At 46.2% G+C, this 20,734-nt stretch carries 21 protein-coding genes; 18 read left to right on the top strand and 3 right to left on the bottom strand.

Annotated elements, in window-relative coordinates; all coding sequences use genetic code 11:
* Positions 1 to 30 precede the first annotated feature (30 nt).
* From msbA to tcdA, 6 genes are read left to right on the top strand one after another with little or no spacing between them, the layout of a single operon-like run.
* On the top strand, positions 31 to 1,779 hold the full coding sequence (msbA, locus tag EMM73_RS00095) for a lipid A export permease/ATP-binding protein MsbA (protein WP_261373286.1): 1,749 nt from the start codon (positions 31 to 33) through the stop codon (positions 1,777 to 1,779).
* Entirely contained in the window at positions 1,779 to 2,747 is a 969-nt protein-coding gene (lpxK, locus tag EMM73_RS00090; protein WP_127684424.1) for a tetraacyldisaccharide 4'-kinase, read from the top strand. Before msbA ends, lpxK begins: the two co-directional genes overlap by 1 nt.
* Before the next feature lies 1 nt (position 2,748).
* Positions 2,749 to 2,946: a Trm112 family protein gene (locus EMM73_RS00085; protein WP_127684423.1), complete on the top strand. Its 198-nt coding sequence runs from the start codon at positions 2,749 to 2,751 to the stop codon at positions 2,944 to 2,946.
* Positions 2,934 to 3,713, top strand: a complete 780-nt coding sequence (gene kdsB / locus EMM73_RS00080) for a 3-deoxy-manno-octulosonate cytidylyltransferase (protein ID WP_127684422.1) — start codon at positions 2,934 to 2,936, stop codon at positions 3,711 to 3,713. The genes EMM73_RS00085 and kdsB overlap by 13 nt, the downstream gene beginning before the upstream one ends.
* A complete protein-coding gene (locus EMM73_RS00075; RefSeq protein WP_127684421.1) occupies positions 3,714 to 4,421 on the top strand; it encodes a TIGR01621 family pseudouridine synthase in 708 nt (235 codons plus the stop codon).
* A gap of 13 nt (positions 4,422 to 4,434) precedes the next feature.
* Positions 4,435 to 5,229, top strand: coding sequence for a tRNA cyclic N6-threonylcarbamoyladenosine(37) synthase TcdA (gene tcdA, locus EMM73_RS00070; protein WP_127684420.1), 795 nt, complete (start codon positions 4,435 to 4,437; stop codon positions 5,227 to 5,229).
* A gap of 54 nt (positions 5,230 to 5,283) precedes the next feature.
* Here the strand turns inward: tcdA and EMM73_RS00065 are convergent, their stop codons facing one another.
* The 3 genes from EMM73_RS00065 to EMM73_RS00055 all read right to left on the bottom strand — a co-directional run bounded on the left by EMM73_RS00065 (position 5,284) and on the right by EMM73_RS00055 (position 8,275).
* The gene (locus EMM73_RS00065; RefSeq protein ID WP_127684419.1) at positions 5,284 to 5,724 is read right to left on the bottom strand and encodes a SufE family protein; all 441 of its coding nucleotides are present in this window, start codon (positions 5,722 to 5,724) and stop codon (positions 5,284 to 5,286) included.
* Complete coding sequence (locus tag EMM73_RS00060) at positions 5,721 to 6,935, bottom strand: aminotransferase class V-fold PLP-dependent enzyme (protein WP_127684418.1); 1,215 nt, start codon at positions 6,933 to 6,935, stop codon at positions 5,721 to 5,723. Before EMM73_RS00060 ends, EMM73_RS00065 begins: the two co-directional genes overlap by 4 nt.
* Before the next feature lie 62 nt (positions 6,936 to 6,997).
* A complete protein-coding gene (locus EMM73_RS00055; protein ID WP_127684417.1) occupies positions 6,998 to 8,275 on the bottom strand; it encodes a citrate synthase in 1,278 nt (425 codons plus the stop codon).
* 370 nt (positions 8,276 to 8,645) lie between these two features.
* Between EMM73_RS00055 and sdhC the strand changes: the two genes are divergently transcribed.
* The 12 genes from sdhC to EMM73_RS00005 all read left to right on the top strand — a co-directional run bounded on the left by sdhC (position 8,646) and on the right by EMM73_RS00005 (position 20,585).
* Positions 8,646 to 9,023 (top strand): succinate dehydrogenase, cytochrome b556 subunit, encoded by a 378-nt coding sequence (gene sdhC, locus EMM73_RS00050; RefSeq protein ID WP_127684416.1) that lies wholly within the window; start codon positions 8,646 to 8,648, stop codon positions 9,021 to 9,023.
* Complete coding sequence (sdhD, locus tag EMM73_RS00045) at positions 9,014 to 9,361, top strand: succinate dehydrogenase, hydrophobic membrane anchor protein (protein ID WP_127684415.1); 348 nt, start codon at positions 9,014 to 9,016, stop codon at positions 9,359 to 9,361. Before sdhC ends, sdhD begins: the two co-directional genes overlap by 10 nt.
* Positions 9,362 to 11,134, top strand: a complete 1,773-nt coding sequence (gene sdhA / locus EMM73_RS00040) for a succinate dehydrogenase flavoprotein subunit (RefSeq protein ID WP_127684414.1) — start codon at positions 9,362 to 9,364, stop codon at positions 11,132 to 11,134.
* Positions 11,135 to 11,146: 12 nt separating this feature from the next.
* Positions 11,147 to 11,866: a succinate dehydrogenase iron-sulfur subunit gene (locus tag EMM73_RS00035; protein ID WP_127684413.1), complete on the top strand. Its 720-nt coding sequence runs from the start codon at positions 11,147 to 11,149 to the stop codon at positions 11,864 to 11,866.
* A gap of 111 nt (positions 11,867 to 11,977) precedes the next feature.
* The gene (locus EMM73_RS00030) at positions 11,978 to 14,785 is read left to right on the top strand and encodes a 2-oxoglutarate dehydrogenase E1 component (RefSeq protein ID WP_186435072.1); all 2,808 of its coding nucleotides are present in this window, start codon (positions 11,978 to 11,980) and stop codon (positions 14,783 to 14,785) included.
* Between the two features lie 117 nt (positions 14,786 to 14,902).
* Positions 14,903 to 16,093 carry a 2-oxoglutarate dehydrogenase complex dihydrolipoyllysine-residue succinyltransferase gene (odhB, locus tag EMM73_RS19960; RefSeq protein WP_186435071.1) on the top strand — a complete coding sequence of 397 codons (1,191 nt, stop codon included), beginning with the start codon at positions 14,903 to 14,905 and terminating at the stop codon, positions 16,091 to 16,093.
* 146 nt (positions 16,094 to 16,239) lie between these two features.
* Entirely contained in the window at positions 16,240 to 17,409 is a 1,170-nt protein-coding gene (gene sucC, locus EMM73_RS00025) for an ADP-forming succinate--CoA ligase subunit beta (protein WP_127684412.1), read from the top strand.
* A 10-nt stretch (positions 17,410 to 17,419) separates the two neighbouring features.
* Positions 17,420 to 18,292: a succinate--CoA ligase subunit alpha gene (sucD, locus tag EMM73_RS00020; RefSeq protein ID WP_008899439.1), complete on the top strand. Its 873-nt coding sequence runs from the start codon at positions 17,420 to 17,422 to the stop codon at positions 18,290 to 18,292.
* A 146-nt stretch (positions 18,293 to 18,438) separates the two neighbouring features.
* On the top strand, positions 18,439 to 18,591 hold the full coding sequence (locus EMM73_RS19955) for a hypothetical protein (RefSeq protein WP_186435070.1): 153 nt from the start codon (positions 18,439 to 18,441) through the stop codon (positions 18,589 to 18,591).
* Between the two features lie 6 nt (positions 18,592 to 18,597).
* The gene (locus tag EMM73_RS00015) at positions 18,598 to 19,095 is read left to right on the top strand and encodes a GNAT family N-acetyltransferase (RefSeq protein ID WP_127684411.1); all 498 of its coding nucleotides are present in this window, start codon (positions 18,598 to 18,600) and stop codon (positions 19,093 to 19,095) included.
* Between the two features lie 184 nt (positions 19,096 to 19,279).
* On the top strand, positions 19,280 to 19,609 hold the full coding sequence (locus tag EMM73_RS00010) for a hypothetical protein (RefSeq protein WP_127684410.1): 330 nt from the start codon (positions 19,280 to 19,282) through the stop codon (positions 19,607 to 19,609).
* 64 nt (positions 19,610 to 19,673) lie between these two features.
* Positions 19,674 to 20,585, top strand: a complete 912-nt coding sequence (locus EMM73_RS00005) for a hypothetical protein (RefSeq protein WP_127684409.1) — start codon at positions 19,674 to 19,676, stop codon at positions 20,583 to 20,585.
* Positions 20,586 to 20,734 lie beyond the last annotated feature (149 nt).

Here is a 20,734-nt window from a genome sequence, read left to right as displayed (position 1 = left end):
CGCGGTTTTGATATTCTTTTGGGGTTAGATTTGTCTTCACAAACAACGGGTTCAATCAGTACCTTTAAGCGCTTGATGCAGTATTTAAGGCCCTATAAAGCTGGGTTTGCATTAGCTATGTTAGGGATGGCAGGTTATGCCAGCGTGGATGTGTATTTTATTTCGCAGTTTTCCAGTTTCATCGACAGAGGCATTACTCAGAAGGACATGAATTACCTGGCCTGGGCGCCGGTTTTTGTGGTGGCTATGTTTTTCTTACGGGGTGTTTTTCATTTTATTTCCAGCTATTGTTTAACCTGGGCTGGTACCCATATAGTCAAAGACTTACGTCAACAACTTTTTCGCCAAATGATAGCTTTGCCAGTCAGTTACCATGACAAACATTCTACAGGCGAGCTGATTTCAAAAATCACCTATGATGCAGAGCAAATAAAACAGGCTTCCAGTAAAGCACTGGTCGTGCTTATCCATGAAGGGGTTTTTGTTTTAGGCTGTTTGGGCTTGATGTTTTATAACAGTTGGCAGTTGTCCCTTATTTTTATATTGATAGCGCCTGTGATCGCCTTGATTGTGACTCATGTCTCAAAACGTTTTCGTAAAATCAGTAGCAATATGCAAAACGCCATGGGTGATGTGACGACCAGCTCAGAGCAAATGTTAAACGGCCATAAAGTAATATTATCTTTTGGTTCCGCAGAGCTGGAAAACGACAGATTTAAAGCTGTGAACAATCGTAACCGCCAGTTGGACGTAAAAATGGAAGCAACCCGGTCCATCAGTGTATCGCTGGTGCAGCTCATCGCTTCTTTTGCTTTGGCTTTTGTGATTTATCTGGCCAGCTTTCCAGCTATGCTTGAAACTCTGACGCCAGGTACGTTCAGCGAAATACTCGCTGCTATGATGTTACTGTTAAAACCACTGAAACAGCTGACTACCGTCAATAGTGATTTCCAGCGAGGTATGGCTGCAGCCACTAATGTGTTTCTGGTACTGGATGAAAAACCAGAGCAAGATACTGGTACTTTTGAATTGGTGCAGGTAAAAGGTGCGATCGAAATAAATAACTTGAGCTTTCAGTACCCTGGTCATGAAAAGCAGGTACTAAAAGATATCTGTATCAAAGTAGAGCCTGGCCAGACCGTTGCATTAGTTGGCCGTTCTGGTAGTGGTAAAACTACCATCTCCAGCTTATTGCCGCGCTTTTATGAAATAGAGCAAGGTGAAATCTTACTCGATGGCATCAATACCAAAGCTTGTACGCTGGACTCATTGCGCGCTCAGATGGCCGTTGTGTCGCAACAGGTGGTACTTTTTAACGATACCATCGCCAATAATATCGCTTATGGTTATCGTGGCGAATTAAGCCGTGAGCATTTAGTGAACGTGGCAGAAAAAGCCCATGTGATGGAATTTGTCAGCCAGATGCCGATGGGGCTGGATACACAAATTGGTGAAAACGGTGTGACTTTATCTGGTGGTCAACGCCAGCGTATTGCTATAGCCCGTGCTTTATTACGTCAGGCGCCAGTGCTTATTTTGGATGAAGCCACTTCAGCTTTGGATACGGAATCAGAGCGCAAAATACAGGGCGCCTTAGAAGAGTTATTTAAAGGCCGCACTAGCATTGTGATAGCGCATCGTTTATCGACCATTGAGAATGCGGATCAAATTTTAGTCATGGACCAAGGCCAGATTGTAGAGCAAGGCAATCATCAATCCTTGTTGGCGCAAAATGGTTATTATGCCCAGTTGTATAAAATGCAATTTAGCGAGGCCTGATGAACTGGTGGGAGAAAGGCTGGTACCGTCAGCACCCTTTTACTTTGTTATTCTGGCCGCTGAGTCTGCTCTACCGGCTGATTGCTCTGCTGCGTCGTTTGGGCTATCAGCGCGGTTGGTTTAAGTCTTTTGCAGTGGAAAAACCTGTGGTTATCGTCGGTAATATTTCAGTCGGTGGCACCGGAAAAACCCCTTTTACCTTGTGGCTCTGTGCCTTTTTAACCTCGCAGGGCTTTACGCCTGGCATTGTCAGTCGGGGATATGGTGCACGAATTACCCAACCTGTAAGAGTGACTCCCTTGCATCTCGCAGCTGATGTTGGCGACGAACCCTTACTTTTGGCAGCTAAAAGCTTGTGCCCGGTAGTGGTTTGCCCTGACAGAGTTGCTGCGGCTGAATATCTGTTGGCGACCACAGACTGCGATATAGTCATTAGTGATGATGGTTTGCAGCACTACCGCTTACAACGGGATTTAGAACTGGTGTTAATTGATGGCCAACGTGGTTTGGGGAATCAGCACTTATTACCTGCAGGTCCTTTACGTGAGCCGGTTTCACGTTTGCAAAGCGTTGATGCGGTCATTGTGAATAGCGGTGACTTTGCACTGGCGAAGCACAAGATGCAGTTAAAAGCAGTGACACCGCAAGCTCTGGACGGTCAGAGCCACTGGCCAGAACAAACACAAGCTGTGACTTTAGTGGCAGCCATAGGCAATCCACAACGTTTTGTCGAGACGGTCAAAAGTGTGGGCATTGAGATTAAAGCTACTGCTTTTTTCCGTGACCATTTTGCCTTTGATGAACACAGCCTGGCGGATATCGAAGGCCCAGTGCTGATGACAGAAAAAGATGCGGTCAAATGTCGTGCTTTTGCCAAAGCCAATTGGTATTACCTGCCGGTGGAGGCCGAACTTTCAGATGAATTTAAATTCTGGCTGCGGCAACAGCTGCGTCAATGGAGAGATTAATATGGCTTTAAATATCGCCTTACTGGACATCATCGCTTGTCCGCTGTGTAAAAACAAACTGAAACTGGACAAGGAAAAGCAAGAGCTGATTTGCACAGCAGATCGTTTAGCATATCCGGTAAAACAACATATTCCTGTGTTGTTAACTTCCGAGGCACGCACTCTAAGCTTAGATGAGGCGGAAAAATGGCGGGCGTAAATCCGGCGTTGATCAACTCGGGTTTTCTGGTTGTTATTCCGGCTCGCTACGCCAGCAGCCGGTTGCCTGGCAAACCACTGGCTGATATTGCTGGCCAAAGTATGATTGAACGGGTCTACCGCCAGGCCATCAAAAGTGGCGCTGAACGTGTTGTCATCGCCACAGACGATGTTCGTGTACAACAGGCTTGCGAATGCTTCGGTGCTGAAGTTTGTATGACAAGCCCGGCCCATAACTCTGGCACTGAGCGACTGGCCGAAGTGGTATCTTTGTTAGGATTGGCAGATGATACTGTAGTTGTAAATGTACAGGGTGATGAACCTTTTATTCCTCCTGCCATTATCCGTCAGGTTGCAGAAAATCTTGCCAGTCAAAGTAAAGCACGAATGGCGACTTTATCTGTGCCTATCGAGCATGCAGACGAAGTACAAAATCCAAATGTGGTGAAAGTACAAAGCGATAAAAACGGCTATGCACTCTATTTCAGCCGTTCTGTGATCCCTTTTGACAGAGATAAAGCTTTTACAACACAACTAGCGGACATCTATCGTCGCCACATAGGTATTTATGCCTATCGCGCTGGTTTTATTAAAGATTATGTCAGTTGGCCAGCGTCTCAGCTTGAGCAGATTGAATGCTTAGAGCAGTTGAGGGTGTTATGGCAAGGCGAGGCTATTCATGTCGCGACTGCGCTGGAAACTCCTGCTGTTGGAGTAGACACGCCCGAAGATTTAGAACGCGCCCGTCTGGTTGCGCGAGCTTTATAAATGAGCTTGAAACTGGTGTTTGAACATGCGGATTTTCTGGTGCTGGATAAACCATCTGGTGTCAGTTTTCATTCCGAGTTTGAACCTGGCGTAGTCGCTTTGGCCGAACATCAGTTTGGCATCAAGCTTTATGCTGTGCATCGGCTGGATAAAGGCACATCGGGTTTATTGCTGCTGGCAAAAAGTAGCGAGGCTGCAGCAAAATTGTCAGAGCTGTTCCAAAACCAGCAGATCCAAAAGTTTTATTTAGCGCTGACCGACCAAAAACCGAAGAAAAAACAAGGCTGGGTGAAAGGCGATATGGTGCAAGCGCGCCGTTCGGCCTGGAAGCTAACCAGCGGGCTAACGAATCCAGCCGTCAGTTATTTTGTTTCGGCTTTTTACGAGGTAGAAGGACGCAGAGCTTTTCTGGTGAAGCCTTTTACCGGTAAAACCCATCAGGTACGGGTGGCGTTAAAAAGTGTCAGCGCTGCTATTCTGGGCGACGAGTTGTACCAGGGGACAGCTGCAGATCGCCTCTACCTGCACGCTTATGCGCTGTATTTCAGCTGGAACGGCGCTGATATTCAGCTGGTGTTGCCACCCTCTGATGGTACAGAATTTTTATCGCCACCCTTGTTGCAGCACCTGAATCAGCATTGGGCTGAACCCGTATTGCTGGATTGGCCTTCCTATCAAAAACCAACAACGTCTAAAGTTGTTGAGTAAAAGAGTAATTCACGTGTCCGATTATTTATTACGTTTTGCCGGCATAGGCCGTTTGTATGGCACCAAAGCTCTGGAAGCTTTTCAGCAGGCCCATGTCTGTGTAGTGGGCATTGGTGGCGTTGGTAGCTGGGCCGCTGAAGCCTTAGCGCGCTCTGGCATTGGCGAAATTACCCTGATTGATTTGGATGATATTTGTATCAGTAATACTAACCGACAGTTACACGCCTTGTCGGGCACTATAGGCCAGGACAAAGTGGCGGTGATGGCTGAACGTATCAAAGCTATTAATCCGGATTGTGTTGTGCATCAGGTGGAAGACTTTGTCACACAGGACAATTTATTTCAGTTGATGAGTACAGATTTTGACTACGTGGTGGATTGTATCGATTCTATCAAAGCTAAAGTCGCGCTGATAGCACACTGTAAACGCAATAAAATTGCGATAGTTACTGTAGGCGGAGCTGGCGGGCAGGTGGATCCGACGCAAATTAAGCTGGCCGATTTAAGCCAGACTGTCTATGACCCTTTATTATCCAAAGTGCGTAATACGCTGCGACGCGACTACAACTACAGTCGCAATACCAAAAGGCGTTTTGGCATAGATGCGGTGTTTTCCACTGAACAATTGGTGTATCCAAAAGGCGACGGCACCGTCTGTCAGACTAAACCACAACTGGAAGGTCCTATGCGATTAGATTGCAGCGGTGGTTTTGGTGCTGTCACTGTAGTAACAGGCACCTTTGCTTTTGTGGCTGTATCCAGAGTGCTAAAAAAGCTCGCTGAAAACATGGCCAGGAGTAGTGTTTAACAACGCGGAGCCTAGGTCCTTTAGGAAGAACGCCATGGATGGCGGTGAATAAAATCAGATCACAGCCTTTATTTTATTTAATACAGCCAGTAAGCCATTGCTGCGCGACAGACTAATATTTTGTTGCAGCTGTAATTCGCTTAACAATAACTCTGGTGTCGCCTCAGCCAGCTGTTCTGCTGTCAGGCCATTGAGTTGTACTAGCAGCAGAATTATTAAGCCCTTTACAATACGGGCATCACTGTCAAAGGCCCAGAAATGCCGAGCTGTAATAGGATCCTGATAATGTAACAGCCAGGCTTTGCTTTCGCAGCCTTGTACCAGAAACTCATCTCTATGCCACTCTATGTCAAAAGCCGGTAATTCTTTGCCAAGCGTCATTAAAATTCTGTATTTACCTTGCCAATCTTTTGTTTGACGCAACTCTGGCAGTTGCTTGTCGTAAATGTTTTTCAGCACAACCGCAGTTTTTGTAAAGATATCTGGTCGGATCATTCGCTAAGTAACTCCACTGCTGTAGTTAAGGCGGCTAAAGTTCGGTCAACTTCGTCGAAACTGTTATAACAAGCAAAGGAGAATCGTACAGAACCCTTTACATTCATTGTGTTAAAAAGCGGCATAGCACAGTGAGTACCGGCCCGAACTGCGATGTTTTGCTGGTCTAGCAGGGTTGCAAGGTCGGCAGGGTGCTCATTTTTCAGGTTGAGCGCCACAATTCCTGCGTTAGTTGTCGGACCAGATAACAAATCTAGCAGCGGAATTTGCTTACAACCGTCATAAAAGCGTTGTACCAAGGCAGTTTTATGTTGCTGGAACGCAGTCAAATCTTGTTGTTGTAGCCACAAAATAGCGGCGCCTAGGCCCACAGCTGCTGCAATATTGGGCGTACCTGCCTCTAGTCTGTAGGGTAAATCGTTCCAACTACTCTGGGTAAAACTGACCGTTTTAATCATTTCGCCACCGCCCAGCAGTGGTCGCAGCAGTGCTAAATACCTGGTTTTACCATATAAAACGCCGATGCCGGTTGGCCCATACAGCTTGTGGCCTGAGAATAGATAAAAATCTACATCCAGCGCCTGTACATCAATCCTTTGCCAAACAATGCCCTGTGCTCCGTCTAATACCACAATAGCGCCTGCAGCCTTGGCAAGCCGCACTATATCCGCTACCTGCTGAATATGCCCCAGCGCATTGGATACATGACTGATACTAACCACTTTGGGTTTGAGTTGTAATAATTCTTCAAAAGCAGCCATGTCAAAACGGTGATCAGCTGTTAATGGCACTACATCCAACTCCACACCAAAGGGCAGGGCGTGAATATGCCAGGGCACTATATTGGCATGATGTTCCATAGATGAAATTAATACACGATCACCTGACTGCAAAACAGGCCCCATCAGGCCAAATACCAGCTGATTAAAACCTGCTGTGGTACCACTGGTCCAGATAATTTCATGCGAAAAACGGGCATTTAAAAACTGAGCTACTGTAGTTCTGGCCGTTTCGAAAGCAGTTGTGGCTTGTTGGCTTAAGCCATGGGCAGAGCGGTGTACGTTGCTGTTTTGGCTGCGGTAAAACTCATTCATTGCATCAAACACCGCTTGGGGCTTATGCAAAGTGGCGGCATTATCCAGATAAATCCACTCTGGATGAGCGCTAAAAAATGGGAATTCTTGACGTAAAGCAGATAAATCGAAGTTCAAGGTTGCCAACCTAAAGCAAAAATAAATGAGGCCGGATCATAACATCCGGCCTCATCAGCAGGTTAGGCTTTTTTGTAGTCGCGCTTGGTGTAGCCAGTGTACAGCTGACGCGGACGACCAATTTTGTGGCCCTTGTCGGACAACATTTCGTCCCAGTGAGAGATCCAGCCGACAGTACGTGACATCGCGAAAATCACAGTAAACATACTGGTTGGAATACCTATGGCTTTTAAAATGATGCCTGAGTAGAAATCTACGTTTGGATAAAGTTTCTTCTCGATGAAGTACGGGTCTGACAGCGCAATACGCTCCAGCTCCATTGCAACATCTAGCAGAGGATCCTTAATATTCAGCTCTTTTAATACCTCGTGACAGGTTTCACGCATTACTTTGGCGCGAGGGTCAAAGTTTTTGTAAACACGGTGACCGAAGCCCATCAGACGGAAACTATCGTTTTTATCTTTAGCGCGAGCCACAAACTCTGGAATACGCTCTACAGAGCCGATTTCCTGTAACATTTTTAAGCAAGCTTCGTTGGCACCGCCATGAGCAGGACCCCACAGAGATGCAACGCCAGCAGCGATACAAGCGTAAGGATTTGCACCTGAAGAACCAGCTAAGCGCACTGTGGACGTTGAAGCGTTTTGTTCATGGTCTGCGTGCAGCATAAAAATGCGGTCCATTGCTTTGGCAACAATTGGACTGACGTTGTAGTCTTCAGCTGGTACAGAGAACATCATATGCAGGAAGTTTTCTGCATAAGTTAAGTCATTGCGTGGGTAAACAAAAGGCTGACCTACAGTGTATTTATAGGCCATCGCAGAGATAGTCGGTAGCTTGGCAATTAAGCGATGAGCGCTGCGTTTACGCTGCTCAGGGTCATTAATATCCAGGTCTGAATGATAAAAAGAAGATAGAGCGCCAACTACACCACAAAGCATGGCCATAGGGTGAGCGTCAACACGGAAGCCTTGGAAAAATGAGGCAATTTTCTCATGCACCATAGTGTGGCGCGTGATGGTATGCACAAATTCATCGTATTTGGCTTTTGCAGGCAATTCACCTTCCAGCAGCAGATAGCAGGTCTCCAGATAGTCTGAATGTTCTGCCAGTTGCTCTATTGGGTAACCCCGGTGCAACAACACGCCATTGTCACCATCGATATAGGTGATTTTTGATTCGCATGATCCCGTGGCCATGAAGCCCGGATCGAAGGTGAAGTATCCTTGCTGACCTAGAGCACGAACATCAATAACATCAGTGCCTGCAGTGCCAGAATAGATAGGAAGCTCAAATGGTGCCTGTCCTTCGATCTGCACGACAGCTTTTTTATCTGCCATTGGATTTCTCCTGTTGTTTTAATTGGGTTAAACCTTTTCGCACCTATTCTAACTTCAAGTGCTGCCTAAAAGTCAATTTTAATGCGTGATTGGATAATAAGTATTCGACTCTGGTCGTATTGTCAGCACTAGCGAATACTGTACTCTACCAATACGCAGAAATTCGATAACCAAATCAAACATAAATTGTAATCCGAACTACTGAATTATATACTGTCGCGGGTTTTAAACCTGTTCAGCGTTTGATAGATCAAAAAACAGGCTGAACCACTCTGAGCTGTAGCCTGTATATCCATTGGGCGTTGACTGATTACTCAGCAACACATAATGACAACAAAGCTCTATAAAGAGCGTCGATGGGCAAGAAACTGTGAAAAAGCAAAGACCTGTAAATCTAGACCTTACAACAATATCTTTTCCTGCTCCTGCGTTAGCATCGATCCTGCACCGCGTAACTGGCGTCGCCATGTTTTTCGCTCTGGTGTTTGTGATCTGGGCTTGGGCAGTCTCTTTGTCTTCTCCGGAAGGCTTTGAGCAAGTCAGACTGGTATTACAATCCTTCATCGCCAAGTTTATCGCCTGGGGTACTATCACAGTATTGCTGTATCACATGATTGGTGGCATTCGTCACCTGATTATGGACATGGGCCACTGGGAAGAACTGAAGTCCGGTAACCTGAGCGCAGTCGTCACTATCGTACTGTGGATTGTATTAGCTGTTTTAGCAGGAGTTTGGTTATGGTTCTGAATCAAGCCAGTTTAAGACGCGACGGTGTGAAAGACTACGTCTCGTTACGTGCTACAGCCGTTATTTTAACGCTGTATACATTGTTTATTCTGGGATTTTTCCTGGTCACTCCTGAAGTGACTTACGATGTCTGGAAAGCCTTGTTTTCCGGCCTGTTGATGAAAGCTTTCACTTTGTTAACCTTAGCTTGTATCGCAGTACACACCAAAATTGGTTTGTGGCAGGTATTAACTGACTACGTCAAAAACGCAGCATTGCGTGGCGTGTTACAGTTCCTGTTATACACCCTAGCTTTTGGCTATGTGGCTGTTGGTCTCTTTGTTCTGTGGGGTGTTTAAGTGAATATTCCAGTACGCGAATTTGATGCCGTAGTAATAGGCGCAGGTGGTGCAGGTATGCGCGCCGCTCTGCAAATTACTGAATCAGGTTTAACCTGTGCTCTGTTATCCAAAGTATTCCCAACCCGTTCTCACACTGTATCTGCGCAAGGTGGTATCACAGTTGCGTTAGGTAACTCTCACCCGGACAATTGGGAATGGCACATGTTTGATACCGTCAAAGGTTCCGACTACATCGGTGACCAGGACGCTATTGAATACATGTGTAAGACTGGTCCTGAAGCCATTACAGAACTGGAAAACATGGGCTTACCTTTCTCTCGTTTTGAGAATGGTCGTGTTTATCAGCGTCCTTTCGGTGGTCAGTCTAAAAATTTTGGTGGCGAACAGGCCGCTCGGACCGCAGCTGCGGCAGACCGCACTGGTCATGCTTTATTGCACCTGCTGTACCAACAAAACGTAAAAAACAAAACTCAGGTATTTTCTGAGTGGTATGCACTGGATCTGGTGAAAAACCAGGACGGCGCAGTAGTAGGTTGTACTGCTATTGAAATCGAAACCGGTGAAATTGTTTACTTCAAATCCCGAGCAGTCGTATTAGCTACTGGTGGTGCGGGCCGTATTTACGCCTCTACCACCAATGCGCACATCAACACTGGTGACGGTGTAGGTATGGCCTTACGTGCCGGTGTGCCGCTGCAGGATATGGAAATGTGGCAATTCCACCCGACAGGTATTGCAGGTGCCGGCACGCTGGTGACTGAAGGTTGTCGTGGTGAAGGCGGTTACTTGTTAAATAAAGACGGCGAGCGTTTTATGGAACGTTATGCTCCAAACGCCAAAGACTTAGCGGGTCGTGACGTTGTAGCTCGTTCTATGATGACTGAAATCCGTGAAGGCCGTGGTTGTGATGGTCCATGGGGCCCTCACATCAAACTGAAACTAGACCACTTAGGTGCTGAAGTTTTAGAAAGCCGTTTACCAGGTGTCTGTGAGTTGTCGAAGACCTTTGCTCACGTTGACCCGGTAAAAGAGCCAATTCCTGTCATCCCAACTTGCCACTATATGATGGGCGGTATTCCAACCAACGTCCATGGTCAGGTGATTCATCCGAAAGCTGACGGTTCTGAAACTGTAGTTGCAGGTTTATTCGCTTGCGGTGAAATTGCATGTGTGTCTGTGCACGGTGCTAACCGCTTAGGTGGTAACTCTCTGTTGGACTTAGTTGTATTTGGTCGCGCTACAGGTTTACACCTGGGTGAAGCACTAGCTGCAACCTCAGAACAACGGGCTGCGTCTGATTCCGATCTGCAAGCCGCTTTAGAACGTACACAACGCTGGGAAGCAACCAAGCCAGGCCAGGGTGAAGATCCGGTTCAAATCAAGAAAGACCTGCAGACCTGTATGCAACTGAACTTCTCGGTATTCCGTGAAGGTGCTGCTATGGCTGAAGGTTTAGCAGAGCTGAAAGAAATCCGTGAACGTCTGAAATATGCACGTCTGGATGACAAGAGCTCAGATTTCAATACCATGCGTATTGAATGTTTAGAACTGGACAACCTGATGGAAACCGCATTCTCTACTGCAGTTGCTGCTAACTACAGAACAGAAAGTCGCGGTGCCCATGCTCGTTTTGACTTCCCGGACCGTGATGACGAAAACTGGTTATGCCACAGCGTCTACACGCCTGATACTGAATCAATGTTTAAGCGTAAAGTGAATATGGAACCTAAGTTCCGTGACGCTTTCCCGCCTAAAGCACGTACGTACTAAGAGGGATGCAGAATGAAGAAGTTAGTATTCTCTGTCTATCGTTACAACCCTGACGTTGATACGGCACCACGTATGCAGGACTATACTCTGGATAATCCAGAGGGTCGCGACATGATGGTGTTAGACGCATTGTTGAAATTAAAAGAACAAGACCCAACCTTATCCTTCCGTCGCAGCTGCCGTGAAGGTGTTTGTGGTTCAGACGGTCTGAATATGAACGGTAAAAACGGTTTAGCTTGCATTACTCCATTGTCTGCTTTGGGCAAGGGGAAAGGCGGCAAACTGGTGATCCGTCCATTGCCAGGTTTACCTGTAGTGCGAGACTTAGTTGTAGATATGACTCAGTTTTACACTCAGTATGAAAAGGTAAAACCTTACCTGATCAACGACGATTTACCACCAGCAGGCGAATACCTGCAATCGCCCGAAGATCGTGAAAAGTTAGACGGCCTGTACGAATGTATTTTATGTGCCTGCTGTTCAACTTCTTGCCCTTCATTCTGGTGGAATCCGGATAAATTTATCGGACCAGCTGGTTTATTACACGCTTACCGCTTCTTAGCCGACAGCCGTGATACTGCCACTGAACAGCGTTTAAACGATTTAGATGATGCGTTCAGCGTGTTCCGCTGCCATGGCATCATGAACTGTGTCAACGTATGTCCAAAAGGTTTGAACCCGACCAAAGCCATAGGTCAGATCAAGTCTATGCTGTTAAATCGGGCGCTTTAAGCGCCCTTTGTCAGAGCTAATTAGCGCTGATTGGTATAAAATGAAGTGGGCCTGAACCATCAGGCCGCTTTACGCGAATTTTTTCCAGGTGCTTCGAATAAGGGAAACTAAATGCACGAAGGTGTAATGAAGGCGTGGTTAGAGTCTTCTCATTTAGGCGGTGGCAACATGGCCTATGTAGATGAGCTCTATGAATCCTATTTAGCTGAACCAACCAGCGTCAGCGATGAATGGCGTGAGTTTTTTGCCAGTCTGCCGAAGATTGATGGCGTAGAACTTGAATCCCGTCACAGCGATATCCGCCAGCAATTTGCTGAACTCGCCAAAAACAAACACCGTGAAGTCATTACGGTCAATGCTGGTGGTTCGGATCAGCGCCAGGTGAAAGTTCTGCAACTCATCAACGCCTTCCGTTTCCGTGGTCATCAGCATGCAAATCTCGACCCGCTGAATCTGTGGAAGCAGCCGCGCGTGCGCGATTTGGAATTGTCTTATCACGACCTGACTCAGGCTGATTTTGATACCGAATTTAATGTCGGCTCTTTTGCTGGTGGCGAAACCAGTATGAAGTTAGGCGACTTATACAAAGCGCTGGAGTCCACTTATTGTGGTTCTATAGGTGCCGAGTATATGCACATCGTTTCGACGGACGAAAAACGTTGGATCCAACAACGCTTAGAAAGCCAACAGGCTTCACGTGCGCTCGGAAAAGAAGAAAAAACCAAACTTTTGCAAGGCTTAGTGGCTGCAGACGGTCTGGAAAAATACCTGGCTTCTAAATTCCCTGGCGCCAAGCGTTTTGGTTTAGAAGGCGGTGACGCCATGGTGCCAATGCTCAAAGCTATGATCCACCGTGCAGGCGAGCAGGGCGCTAAAGATTGTATTATCGGTATGGCGCACCGTGGTCGTCTAAATACGTTGATCAACGTGCTGGGTAAAAACCCGGGCAAGCTGTTTGACGAATTTGCTGGTAAATACGAAGTGGTTGGCGCTGGTGATGTGAAATACCATATGGGTTTTTCATCAGACTTCGAAACCAAAGGTGGCAACGTTCACCTTGCGTTAGCGTTCAACCCGTCGCACTTAGAGATTGTGAACCCTGTGGTGATGGGCTCTGTACGTGCCCGTTTAGACCGCCGTGGCAGCACAGACGGTACTTTAGCTCTGCCTATCACCATTCATGGTGACTCAGCTTTCGCTGGTCAGGGCGTAGTTGCTGAAACTTTCAATATCTCTCAAACCCGTGCTTTCAAAGTGGGTGGTTCTATCCGTCTGGTCATTAACAACCAGGTAGGTTTCACCACATCTAACCCGGAAGACACGCGTTCTACGCCATACTGTACTGACATCGCCAAGATGGTTCAGGCTCCAATTTTCCATGTCAATGGTGATGATCCGGAAGCTGTGATTTTTGTCGCTCAGTTGGCTGTAGACTACCGCAACACCTTTAAACGTGATGTGGTGATTGATTTAGTGTGTTACCGTCGTAACGGTCACAACGAAGCGGATGAGCCGAATGCAACTCAGCCGCTGATGTACCAGAAAATCAAAAAGCACCCAACTCCACGTGAGTTATACGCTCAGAAGTTAATTGCTGAAGGCGTGGTGACTGCTGAACAAGTGCAGCAGATGGTGGATAGTTACCGTGACGCCTTAGACAAAGGCGACTGCGTAGTTGAAGAATGGCGTCCTATGACTGAAGTGTCAGTCGACTGGACTCCATATATTGGTCATGATTGGACTGCAGCTTATGATGCAAGTATGCCAGTAGCTGAACTGGTAGCTTTGGGTGAAAAAGCCATTGTCGTACCAGAAACTCATGCGCTGCAACGTCAGGTGGGTAAGGTCTACGAAGATCGCGCTTTAATGCTAAAAGGCGAGAAAAAGATCGACTGGGGTTTCGCTGAAATTCTGGCGTACGCTTCTATAGTGGGTGCAGGAAATCGTATCCGTATCGTCGGTCAGGACTCAGGTCGTGGTACTTTCTTCCACCGTCATGCAGTACTGCACAACCAGAACGATGCAAGCACCTATACACCACTGGAATATATCAGTGACTCACAAGGTCCTTTCCAGGTGTACGACTCAGCCTTGTCAGAAGAAGCTGTATTGGCTTTCGAATATGGTTATGCCACAGCTGAACCTCGTGCTTTAGTGATTTGGGAAGGCCAGTTTGGTGACTTCGCTAACGGCGCTCAAGTGGTAATAGACCAATTTTTAAGCTCGGGTGAGCAGAAGTGGGGCCGTTTATGTGGTCTGACGTTATTGTTGCCTCATGGCTACGAAGGCCAGGGCCCTGAGCACTCATCAGCCCGTTTAGAGCGTTTCCTGCAGCTTTGTGCTGATCACAATATGCAAGTTGTGGTTCCAACTACTCCGGCTCAGGTGTATGCCATGATCCGCCGTCAGATGGTACGCCCAATGCGTCGTCCGCTGATTGTGATGTCACCGAAATCGTTATTACGCCACCCGTTAGCTACTTCCAGCTTAGAAGAAATCGCTTCTGGTGTATTCCAGAACGCCATCGCTGAAATTGATCCAATTAAGCCAGCTGATGTGAAACGTGTGGTGATGTGTAGCGGTAAAGTGTACTACGATCTGCTGGAAGAACGCCGCAAACGCAGCATCACAGACATTGCTATTGTCCGTATTGAACAGTTGTATCCTTTCCCAGCGGAAGAGATGGCAACCATTATGAAAGACTACCAGCATGTAAAAGATTTTGTCTGGTGTCAGGAAGAACCTCAAAACCAGGGCGCCTGGTACTGCAGTCAACACCATTTCTGGGCTTCAATCCCAGCAACTGGAAAACTGACGTACGCTGGCCGCGAAGCTTCGTCTTCACCTGCAGTAGGTTACTTGTCTGTGCACAACAAACAGCAACAGGCTTTAGTCAACGCAGCTTTAACTATTGCTTAATAATTTGGCACAACTTCGGTTGTGCCGTTTTTGTATTCAGTCAGTGCTGCCGCAAGGCGCTCTGACTTTAGTTTAAGTAACGATTCAGAACCCAATTTTTTAAAAAAAGGTGACAAAGTGGAAATTAAAGTCCCGGTACTACCAGAATCAGTTGCAGACGCAACAATCGCCACCTGGCATGTAAAAACAGGTGAAGCCGTTAGCCGTGATCAAGTCCTGGTGGACATTGAAACAGATAAAGTTGTACTTGAAGTCGTGGCTCAGGCCGATGGCGTCATGGGTGAAATCGTTCACGCTGAAGGTGCAACTGTATTAGCTGAACAAGTGATTGGTCACATGAACGCTGGCGCTGCAGCTCCTGCCGCCGCACCTGCTGCTAAAGCTGAAGTTGCTGTGGCCGCTGCTGCTCCTGCTGCAGAGTCAGATGAGGTGTTAACTCCATCTGTTCGTCGCCTCATTGCTGAAAAAGGCTTAGACGCTGCTAAAATCCAGGGTTCTGGTAAAAATGGCCGTGTGACGAAAGAAGACGTAGAAAAATTCCTGGCCGGTGCACCAGCTGCTCCTACTAAAGCCGCTGCTGTTGCTGCACCAGCTCCGGTACAAGGCGATCGCTCACAAAAACGTGTGCCTATGACACGTTTACGTAAGACTATCGCTAACCGTCTGTTAGAAGCAAAAAACTCTACAGCCATGTTAACAACCTTCAACGAAGTGAACATGAAACCCATTATGGATCTGCGTAAGCAGTACCAGGACGTGTTTGAAAAGCGTCATGGTATCCGTTTAGGTTTTATGTCTTTCTATGTGAAAGCTGTGACCGAAGCGCTGAAACGTTTCCCTGAAGTGAACGCTGCTATCGATGGCGATGATATCGTGTACCACAACTACTTCGACGTCAGCATCGCCGTGTCTACTCCTCGTGGCCTGGTTACTCCAGTTCTGCGCGATTGTGACAAAATGAACCTGGCTGAAATCGAAAAAGCCATCAAAGACTTAGCTATCAAAGGCCGTGACGGTAAGCTGTCTATGGACGACTTAACAGGTGGCAACTTCACTATCACCAACGGTGGTGTCTTTGGTTCTCTGATGTCTACTCCAATCATCAACCCACCACAGTCTGCTATTCTGGGCATGCACAAGATCCAGGACCGTGTGATGGTTGTTGACGGCAAGATGGAAATTCTGCCAATGATGTACTTAGCACTGTCTTATGACCACCGTATCATCGATGGTAAAGAGTCAGTAGGCTTCCTGGTCACTATCAAAGAGTTACTGGAAGATCCAACCCGTATTCTGCTGGATATCTAATATCTGGAAAAAGTAACTAAAAGTGCTGTTGTTTTCTGGCAACAGCATTTTTTATCAGACTGATTGGCACTATAATACGCGCCGATCTAAAGGTCAGGTTACACCTTCGGTGTGGCCTTCAATGTCAAAATGAACGGAAAATAGCCATGAATTTGCACGAGTATCAGGGTAAACAACTGTTTGCCCAATATGGTTTGCCTGTATCGAAAGGCATCGCCGCAGCAACTGTTGAAGAAGCGGTAGAAGCTGCAGATAAAATCGGCGGCGACATGTTTGTTGTCAAGGCTCAGGTTCACGCTGGTGGTCGCGGTAAAGCGGGCGGTGTGAAGCTGGTGAAAAGCAAAGAAGATATCCGCGCTTTCGCTGAAAAATGGCTTGGAAAAAACCTGGTGACTTATCAGACAGACGAAAAAGGTCAGCCTGTAAGCCGTATCCTGGTTGAACCTTGTACTGACATCGCAAAAGAGTTGTATTTAGGTGCAGTAGTAGACCGTTCTTCACGTCGTATCGTGTTTATGGCGTCTACTGAAGGCGGCGTGGAAATTGAAACTGTTGCCCACGAAACTCCGGAAAAGATTCTGAAAGCTGCAATCGATCCACTGGTTGGTGCTCAGCCATTCCAGGGTCGTGAATTAGCATTCAAATTAGGTCTGGAAGGCAAGCAAGTGAACCAGTTCGTGAAAATCTTCATGGGTTTGGCTCAACTGTTTAAAGATAAAGATTTAGCTCTGCTGGAAGTGAACCCTCTGGTTATCACTCCTGCTGGCGATCTGCACTGCTTAGATGCCAAACTGGTGATCGACGGCAATGCTCTGTATCGTCACCCTGATTTAAAAGCTATGCAAGATCCTTCACAGGAAGATCCACGTGAAGCACACGCTGCTTCATGGGAATTGAACTACGTAGCTTTAGGCGGCGACATCGGCTGTATGGTAAACGGTGCCGGTTTAGCTATGGGTACTATGGACATCGTGAAATTGCACGGTGGCCAACCAGCTAACTTCCTGGACGTTGGCGGCGGTGCGACCAAAGAACGTGTAGTTGAAGCCTTCAAAATTATCCTGTCTGATGACGCTGTGAAAGCCGTATTCATCAACATTTTCGGTGGTATCGTTCGTTGCGATATGATTGCTGAAGGTGTGATCGGCGCAGTGAAAGAAGTTGGCGTTAAAGTACCAGTTGTAGTTCGTCTGCAAGGTAACAACGCTGAACTGGGTGCTAAAGTGCTGGGTGAAAGCGGCCTGAACATTATCGCTGACACAGACCTGACAAGCGCTGCACAAAAAGTTGTAGCTGCTGCAGCGGCTAAGGCATAAGGGGTAATCCATGAGCGTTTTAATTAATAAAGATACCAAAGTAATTTGTCAGGGCTTCACTGGTGCTCAGGGTACTTTCCACTCTGAACAAGCCATTGCTTACGGCACTAAAATGGTTGGTGGTGTGACTCCTGGTAAAGGCGGTCAAACTCACTTAGGTTTACCAGTTTTCAATACAGTAAAAGAAGCAGTAGAAGCGACTGGTGCAGAAGCATCAGTGATCTATGTACCAGCTGCTTTCTGTAAAGATTCTATCCTGGAAGCTGCAAACGGTGGCATCAAGCTGATCGTTTGTATCACTGAAGGCATTCCTACACTGGATATGCTGGACGCTAAAGTACGTTGTGACGAATTAGGCGTACGCTTAATTGGCCCTAACTGCCCAGGCGTGATCACTCCAGGCGAATGTAAAATTGGTATCATGCCAGGCCACATTCACTTACCAGGTAAAGTAGGTATTGTTTCACGTTCAGGCACTCTGACTTATGAAGCAGTAAAACAAACTACTGACTACGGTTTCGGCCAGTCTACTTGTGTAGGTATAGGTGGTGACCCAATCCCAGGTTCTAACTTCATCGACATCCTGAAATTATTCCAGGACGATCCACAGACTGAAGCCATCGTCATGATCGGTGAAATCGGTGGTTCAGCTGAAGAAGAAGCTGCTGCTTATATCAAGCAACACGTGACTAAGCCAGTTGTGTCTTACATTGCCGGTGTAACTGCACCAGCTGGTAAGCGCATGGGCCACGCAGGCGCCATCATCTCTGGTGGTAAAGGTACAGCTGACGAGAAGTTCGCTGCACTGGAAGACGCAGGCGTGAAAACCGTGAAAAGCTTAGCCGATATCGGTAAAGCACTGAAAGAACTGACTGGCTGGTAATTAATTTGGGGGATCTCTCCTCATTATCCAGTTGCCGTAGGGGCGGGTTTTATACCCGCCCTTATTATTTGTGCATATAGGTGACTGTTCGCAGATCCAGCTTGAATGTCATTTATGATGTGCTACTATGCCTTTGAGGTGACCAAATGAGCAAATCTTCAACAGCTAAGCAAGATAAACCAATTAAAACCATGCCTGTATTTTCTGCTGCAGCTATTAAAAGGGCAAAGGCCGCAAAAGTGTCCGACAGACTGCTGGATGCTATTAAATACATCCAGGCGCAAGGCAAAACCCAGTAGTATTTTATGATAGTCTTCGAGAAACAGGATGTTTCCAGGTCGTTTCGTTTACCAAGTGTGGTGAAGAAAGAGGTTCGCAGGCTGTCGCCTCAGTCGGAATATGAACGCAATTGGCTTAGGGCTTGTTTTCAACAGGCCGAGAGTAAAGAAACCACTCTTTATTACGCTAAAGCTCTGGATACACAAAACCTCATAGGAATTTTCAGCTTATCTATTTCAAAGCCGGACAACAGAACAAGCTGGATGGTAATTGAATACCTTTATGTTTTACCTGATTTTCGCGGTCAGTATTATGAGCAATCTCAATTCAAAGCCTCTGAACTTATTGTTGCCGAAATTATTCTTTTAGCCCGCAAAATTTCATCCATTGTTAACTTAGAGCTCATCGCTTTGCAGCTGGCTCATGATCGCTTACAACCTTCATATGAAAACATGGGATTTGTCGTAATTCAGAGAGCTACAAAAAAACACAACGAAGTTTGGATGGCTACTCCTGTAATATAAAACAGGCCAATTGAGCAATGTCTTTAAGCTTTATCGTTGAGAAATAATCTGATCATTTGCCTTAAAAACATGTTGAAATACTGGTACATCAGCGTTAATTTGGTACAACAAACCAATCGAACAGAACTAAGGCTTTGGTTAAAGTTTCTCTGCTCTTGCCTTATTGCATCCCGGAGCTCATCAAATGAAATCCATACCCGAACGAGACTGGAAAAGGATCAGAGATTTAAAAGATGAATTACTCAACGTCGCTTGTGAACAAATTTTCCAGCGTATTGAAAAGCTTTCAGCTGATAGAGCAGGGCAGCAGCATAAAACTTACCTTGAACTTTACACTTTGATCAAAGAAGAAGATAAGGCCATAGCCGACATGTTCGATGGACTGTCACGCAATAGCGCCTTCTTCAAAATTGCCGCGCTTAAGCATAACGGCGTATTGACTGATAAACAGATGGAGTTATTTTCTGAAGAAACTCAAGCCGTTGTGAAAGAGCTTTGCCAGTTCAGGCGATAAGTTAGTCGTTGTTGGCAAGGGGCAACACCTGACACTGGATTCCATTTACATTCACAGAGGACTCATGGCAGATATTTTTTATTCTTTTCGTACGGTATGGTTTGAATTGTTAATGTCGATCATTTTTATCGTTGTAGTAGTGATTGTTATTGCGATGTCTCTAAAAAGTGATAGTTCGAGCTACCTCATTAAATTAAAGCCTTATGCGCAACCCGTTCTCATAGCATTACTCGGAGTGGTTGTTTTTTCAGTGATAGTGCTTTATTTGGACACATTCGGGACTAGAGACTTTAGTTCAGACCCTGAACAGTGGGGCCAGATGGGGGATTATTTTGGTGGTATGCTAAATCCTATATTGGCTTTTGCTTCATTTATCGCACTGCTCTACACCATCGGTATTCAGTCTGATACCCAAAGAGAGTTTACGTCAAATGCAAAAAATGATCGTTATTTATCACTAGCCATACCGGAATATCAAAGATTTACGGCGTCAATGGAACTGATTTTAGAGGGTTTAGACACAACCATAACTTCAGAAATTGCGGCAGGTCCCTCATCGTACATTTCGATTGCTGAAATATTTGGTAATTCAATACGAGAAGCTAGACATATGCAGGAAGGCCGAATAACTGAGTTGTGTCTTGAAGAACAAGTTAAAAAAATTAGCCAAAATGAAGCTATCGATCTCATCATAATTACTGAATATTTACATGATGTCGCAAGATTAAAGTTGCTAGCTATGAGAATTGATAAAAATTATGCGAGATTGTCCGAATTAACCGAAGCAGAGGATTTATTTTCCGATGGTTGGTATCGAATTGCAAAACATCTTATTTTTGCGCAGACGCTTTCTTTAGCCCCTAGATATTTTCATGCAGGCCCAGCAATAAGCTTCATTAGTAATCTTCCCGCCCATCTTAAAAATGAAGTTGATAGAATGGCAAAGGATTCTTTCAGGATTGAACTCGATAGTTAGAAATTACGGTAACCGTTAGCAGCTTTAATCAAAGCATTTTACAAAAAATCAGTCCGTGTTCCGACCCCGGCAAGTTAGAGGATATGGGTAGTGTATGTTAAAAGTCATAGATGTAGAGTGGATTGGCGAGCAGAAACTGGAGCTGACCT

Origin of the sequence: Rheinheimera sediminis, assembly GCF_004005375.1 — a bacterium.
Lineage (GTDB): Bacteria > Pseudomonadota > Gammaproteobacteria > Enterobacterales > Alteromonadaceae > Pararheinheimera.
This window is presented reverse-complemented; position numbering and strand designations above follow the sequence as displayed.

Bases quoted from the DNA above. Each gene is read 5' to 3' on its own strand.
- lpxK (WP_127684424.1), top strand. From the start codon at position 1,779: ATGAACTGGTGGGAGAAAGGCTGGTACCGTCAGCACCCTTTTACTTTG.
- EMM73_RS00085 (WP_127684423.1), top strand. From the start codon at position 2,749: ATGGCTTTAAATATCGCCTTACTGGACATCATCGCTTGTCCGCTGTGT.
- kdsB (WP_127684422.1), top strand. From the start codon at position 2,934: ATGGCGGGCGTAAATCCGGCGTTGATCAACTCGGGTTTTCTGGTTGTT.
- EMM73_RS00075 (WP_127684421.1), top strand. From the start codon at position 3,714: ATGAGCTTGAAACTGGTGTTTGAACATGCGGATTTTCTGGTGCTGGAT.
- EMM73_RS00065 (WP_127684419.1), bottom strand. From the start codon at position 5,724: ATGATCCGACCAGATATCTTTACAAAAACTGCGGTTGTGCTGAAAAAC.
- EMM73_RS00055 (WP_127684417.1), bottom strand. From the start codon at position 8,275: ATGGCAGATAAAAAAGCTGTCGTGCAGATCGAAGGACAGGCACCATTT.
- sdhD (WP_127684415.1), top strand. From the start codon at position 9,014: ATGGTTCTGAATCAAGCCAGTTTAAGACGCGACGGTGTGAAAGACTAC.
- EMM73_RS00035 (WP_127684413.1), top strand. From the start codon at position 11,147: ATGAAGAAGTTAGTATTCTCTGTCTATCGTTACAACCCTGACGTTGAT.
- EMM73_RS00030 (WP_186435072.1), top strand. From the start codon at position 11,978: ATGCACGAAGGTGTAATGAAGGCGTGGTTAGAGTCTTCTCATTTAGGC.
- sucC (WP_127684412.1), top strand. From the start codon at position 16,240: ATGAATTTGCACGAGTATCAGGGTAAACAACTGTTTGCCCAATATGGT.
- sucD (WP_008899439.1), top strand. From the start codon at position 17,420: ATGAGCGTTTTAATTAATAAAGATACCAAAGTAATTTGTCAGGGCTTC.
- EMM73_RS19955 (WP_186435070.1), top strand. From the start codon at position 18,439: ATGAGCAAATCTTCAACAGCTAAGCAAGATAAACCAATTAAAACCATG.
- EMM73_RS00015 (WP_127684411.1), top strand. From the start codon at position 18,598: ATGATAGTCTTCGAGAAACAGGATGTTTCCAGGTCGTTTCGTTTACCA.
- EMM73_RS00010 (WP_127684410.1), top strand. From the start codon at position 19,280: ATGAAATCCATACCCGAACGAGACTGGAAAAGGATCAGAGATTTAAAA.
- EMM73_RS00005 (WP_127684409.1), top strand. From the start codon at position 19,674: ATGGCAGATATTTTTTATTCTTTTCGTACGGTATGGTTTGAATTGTTA.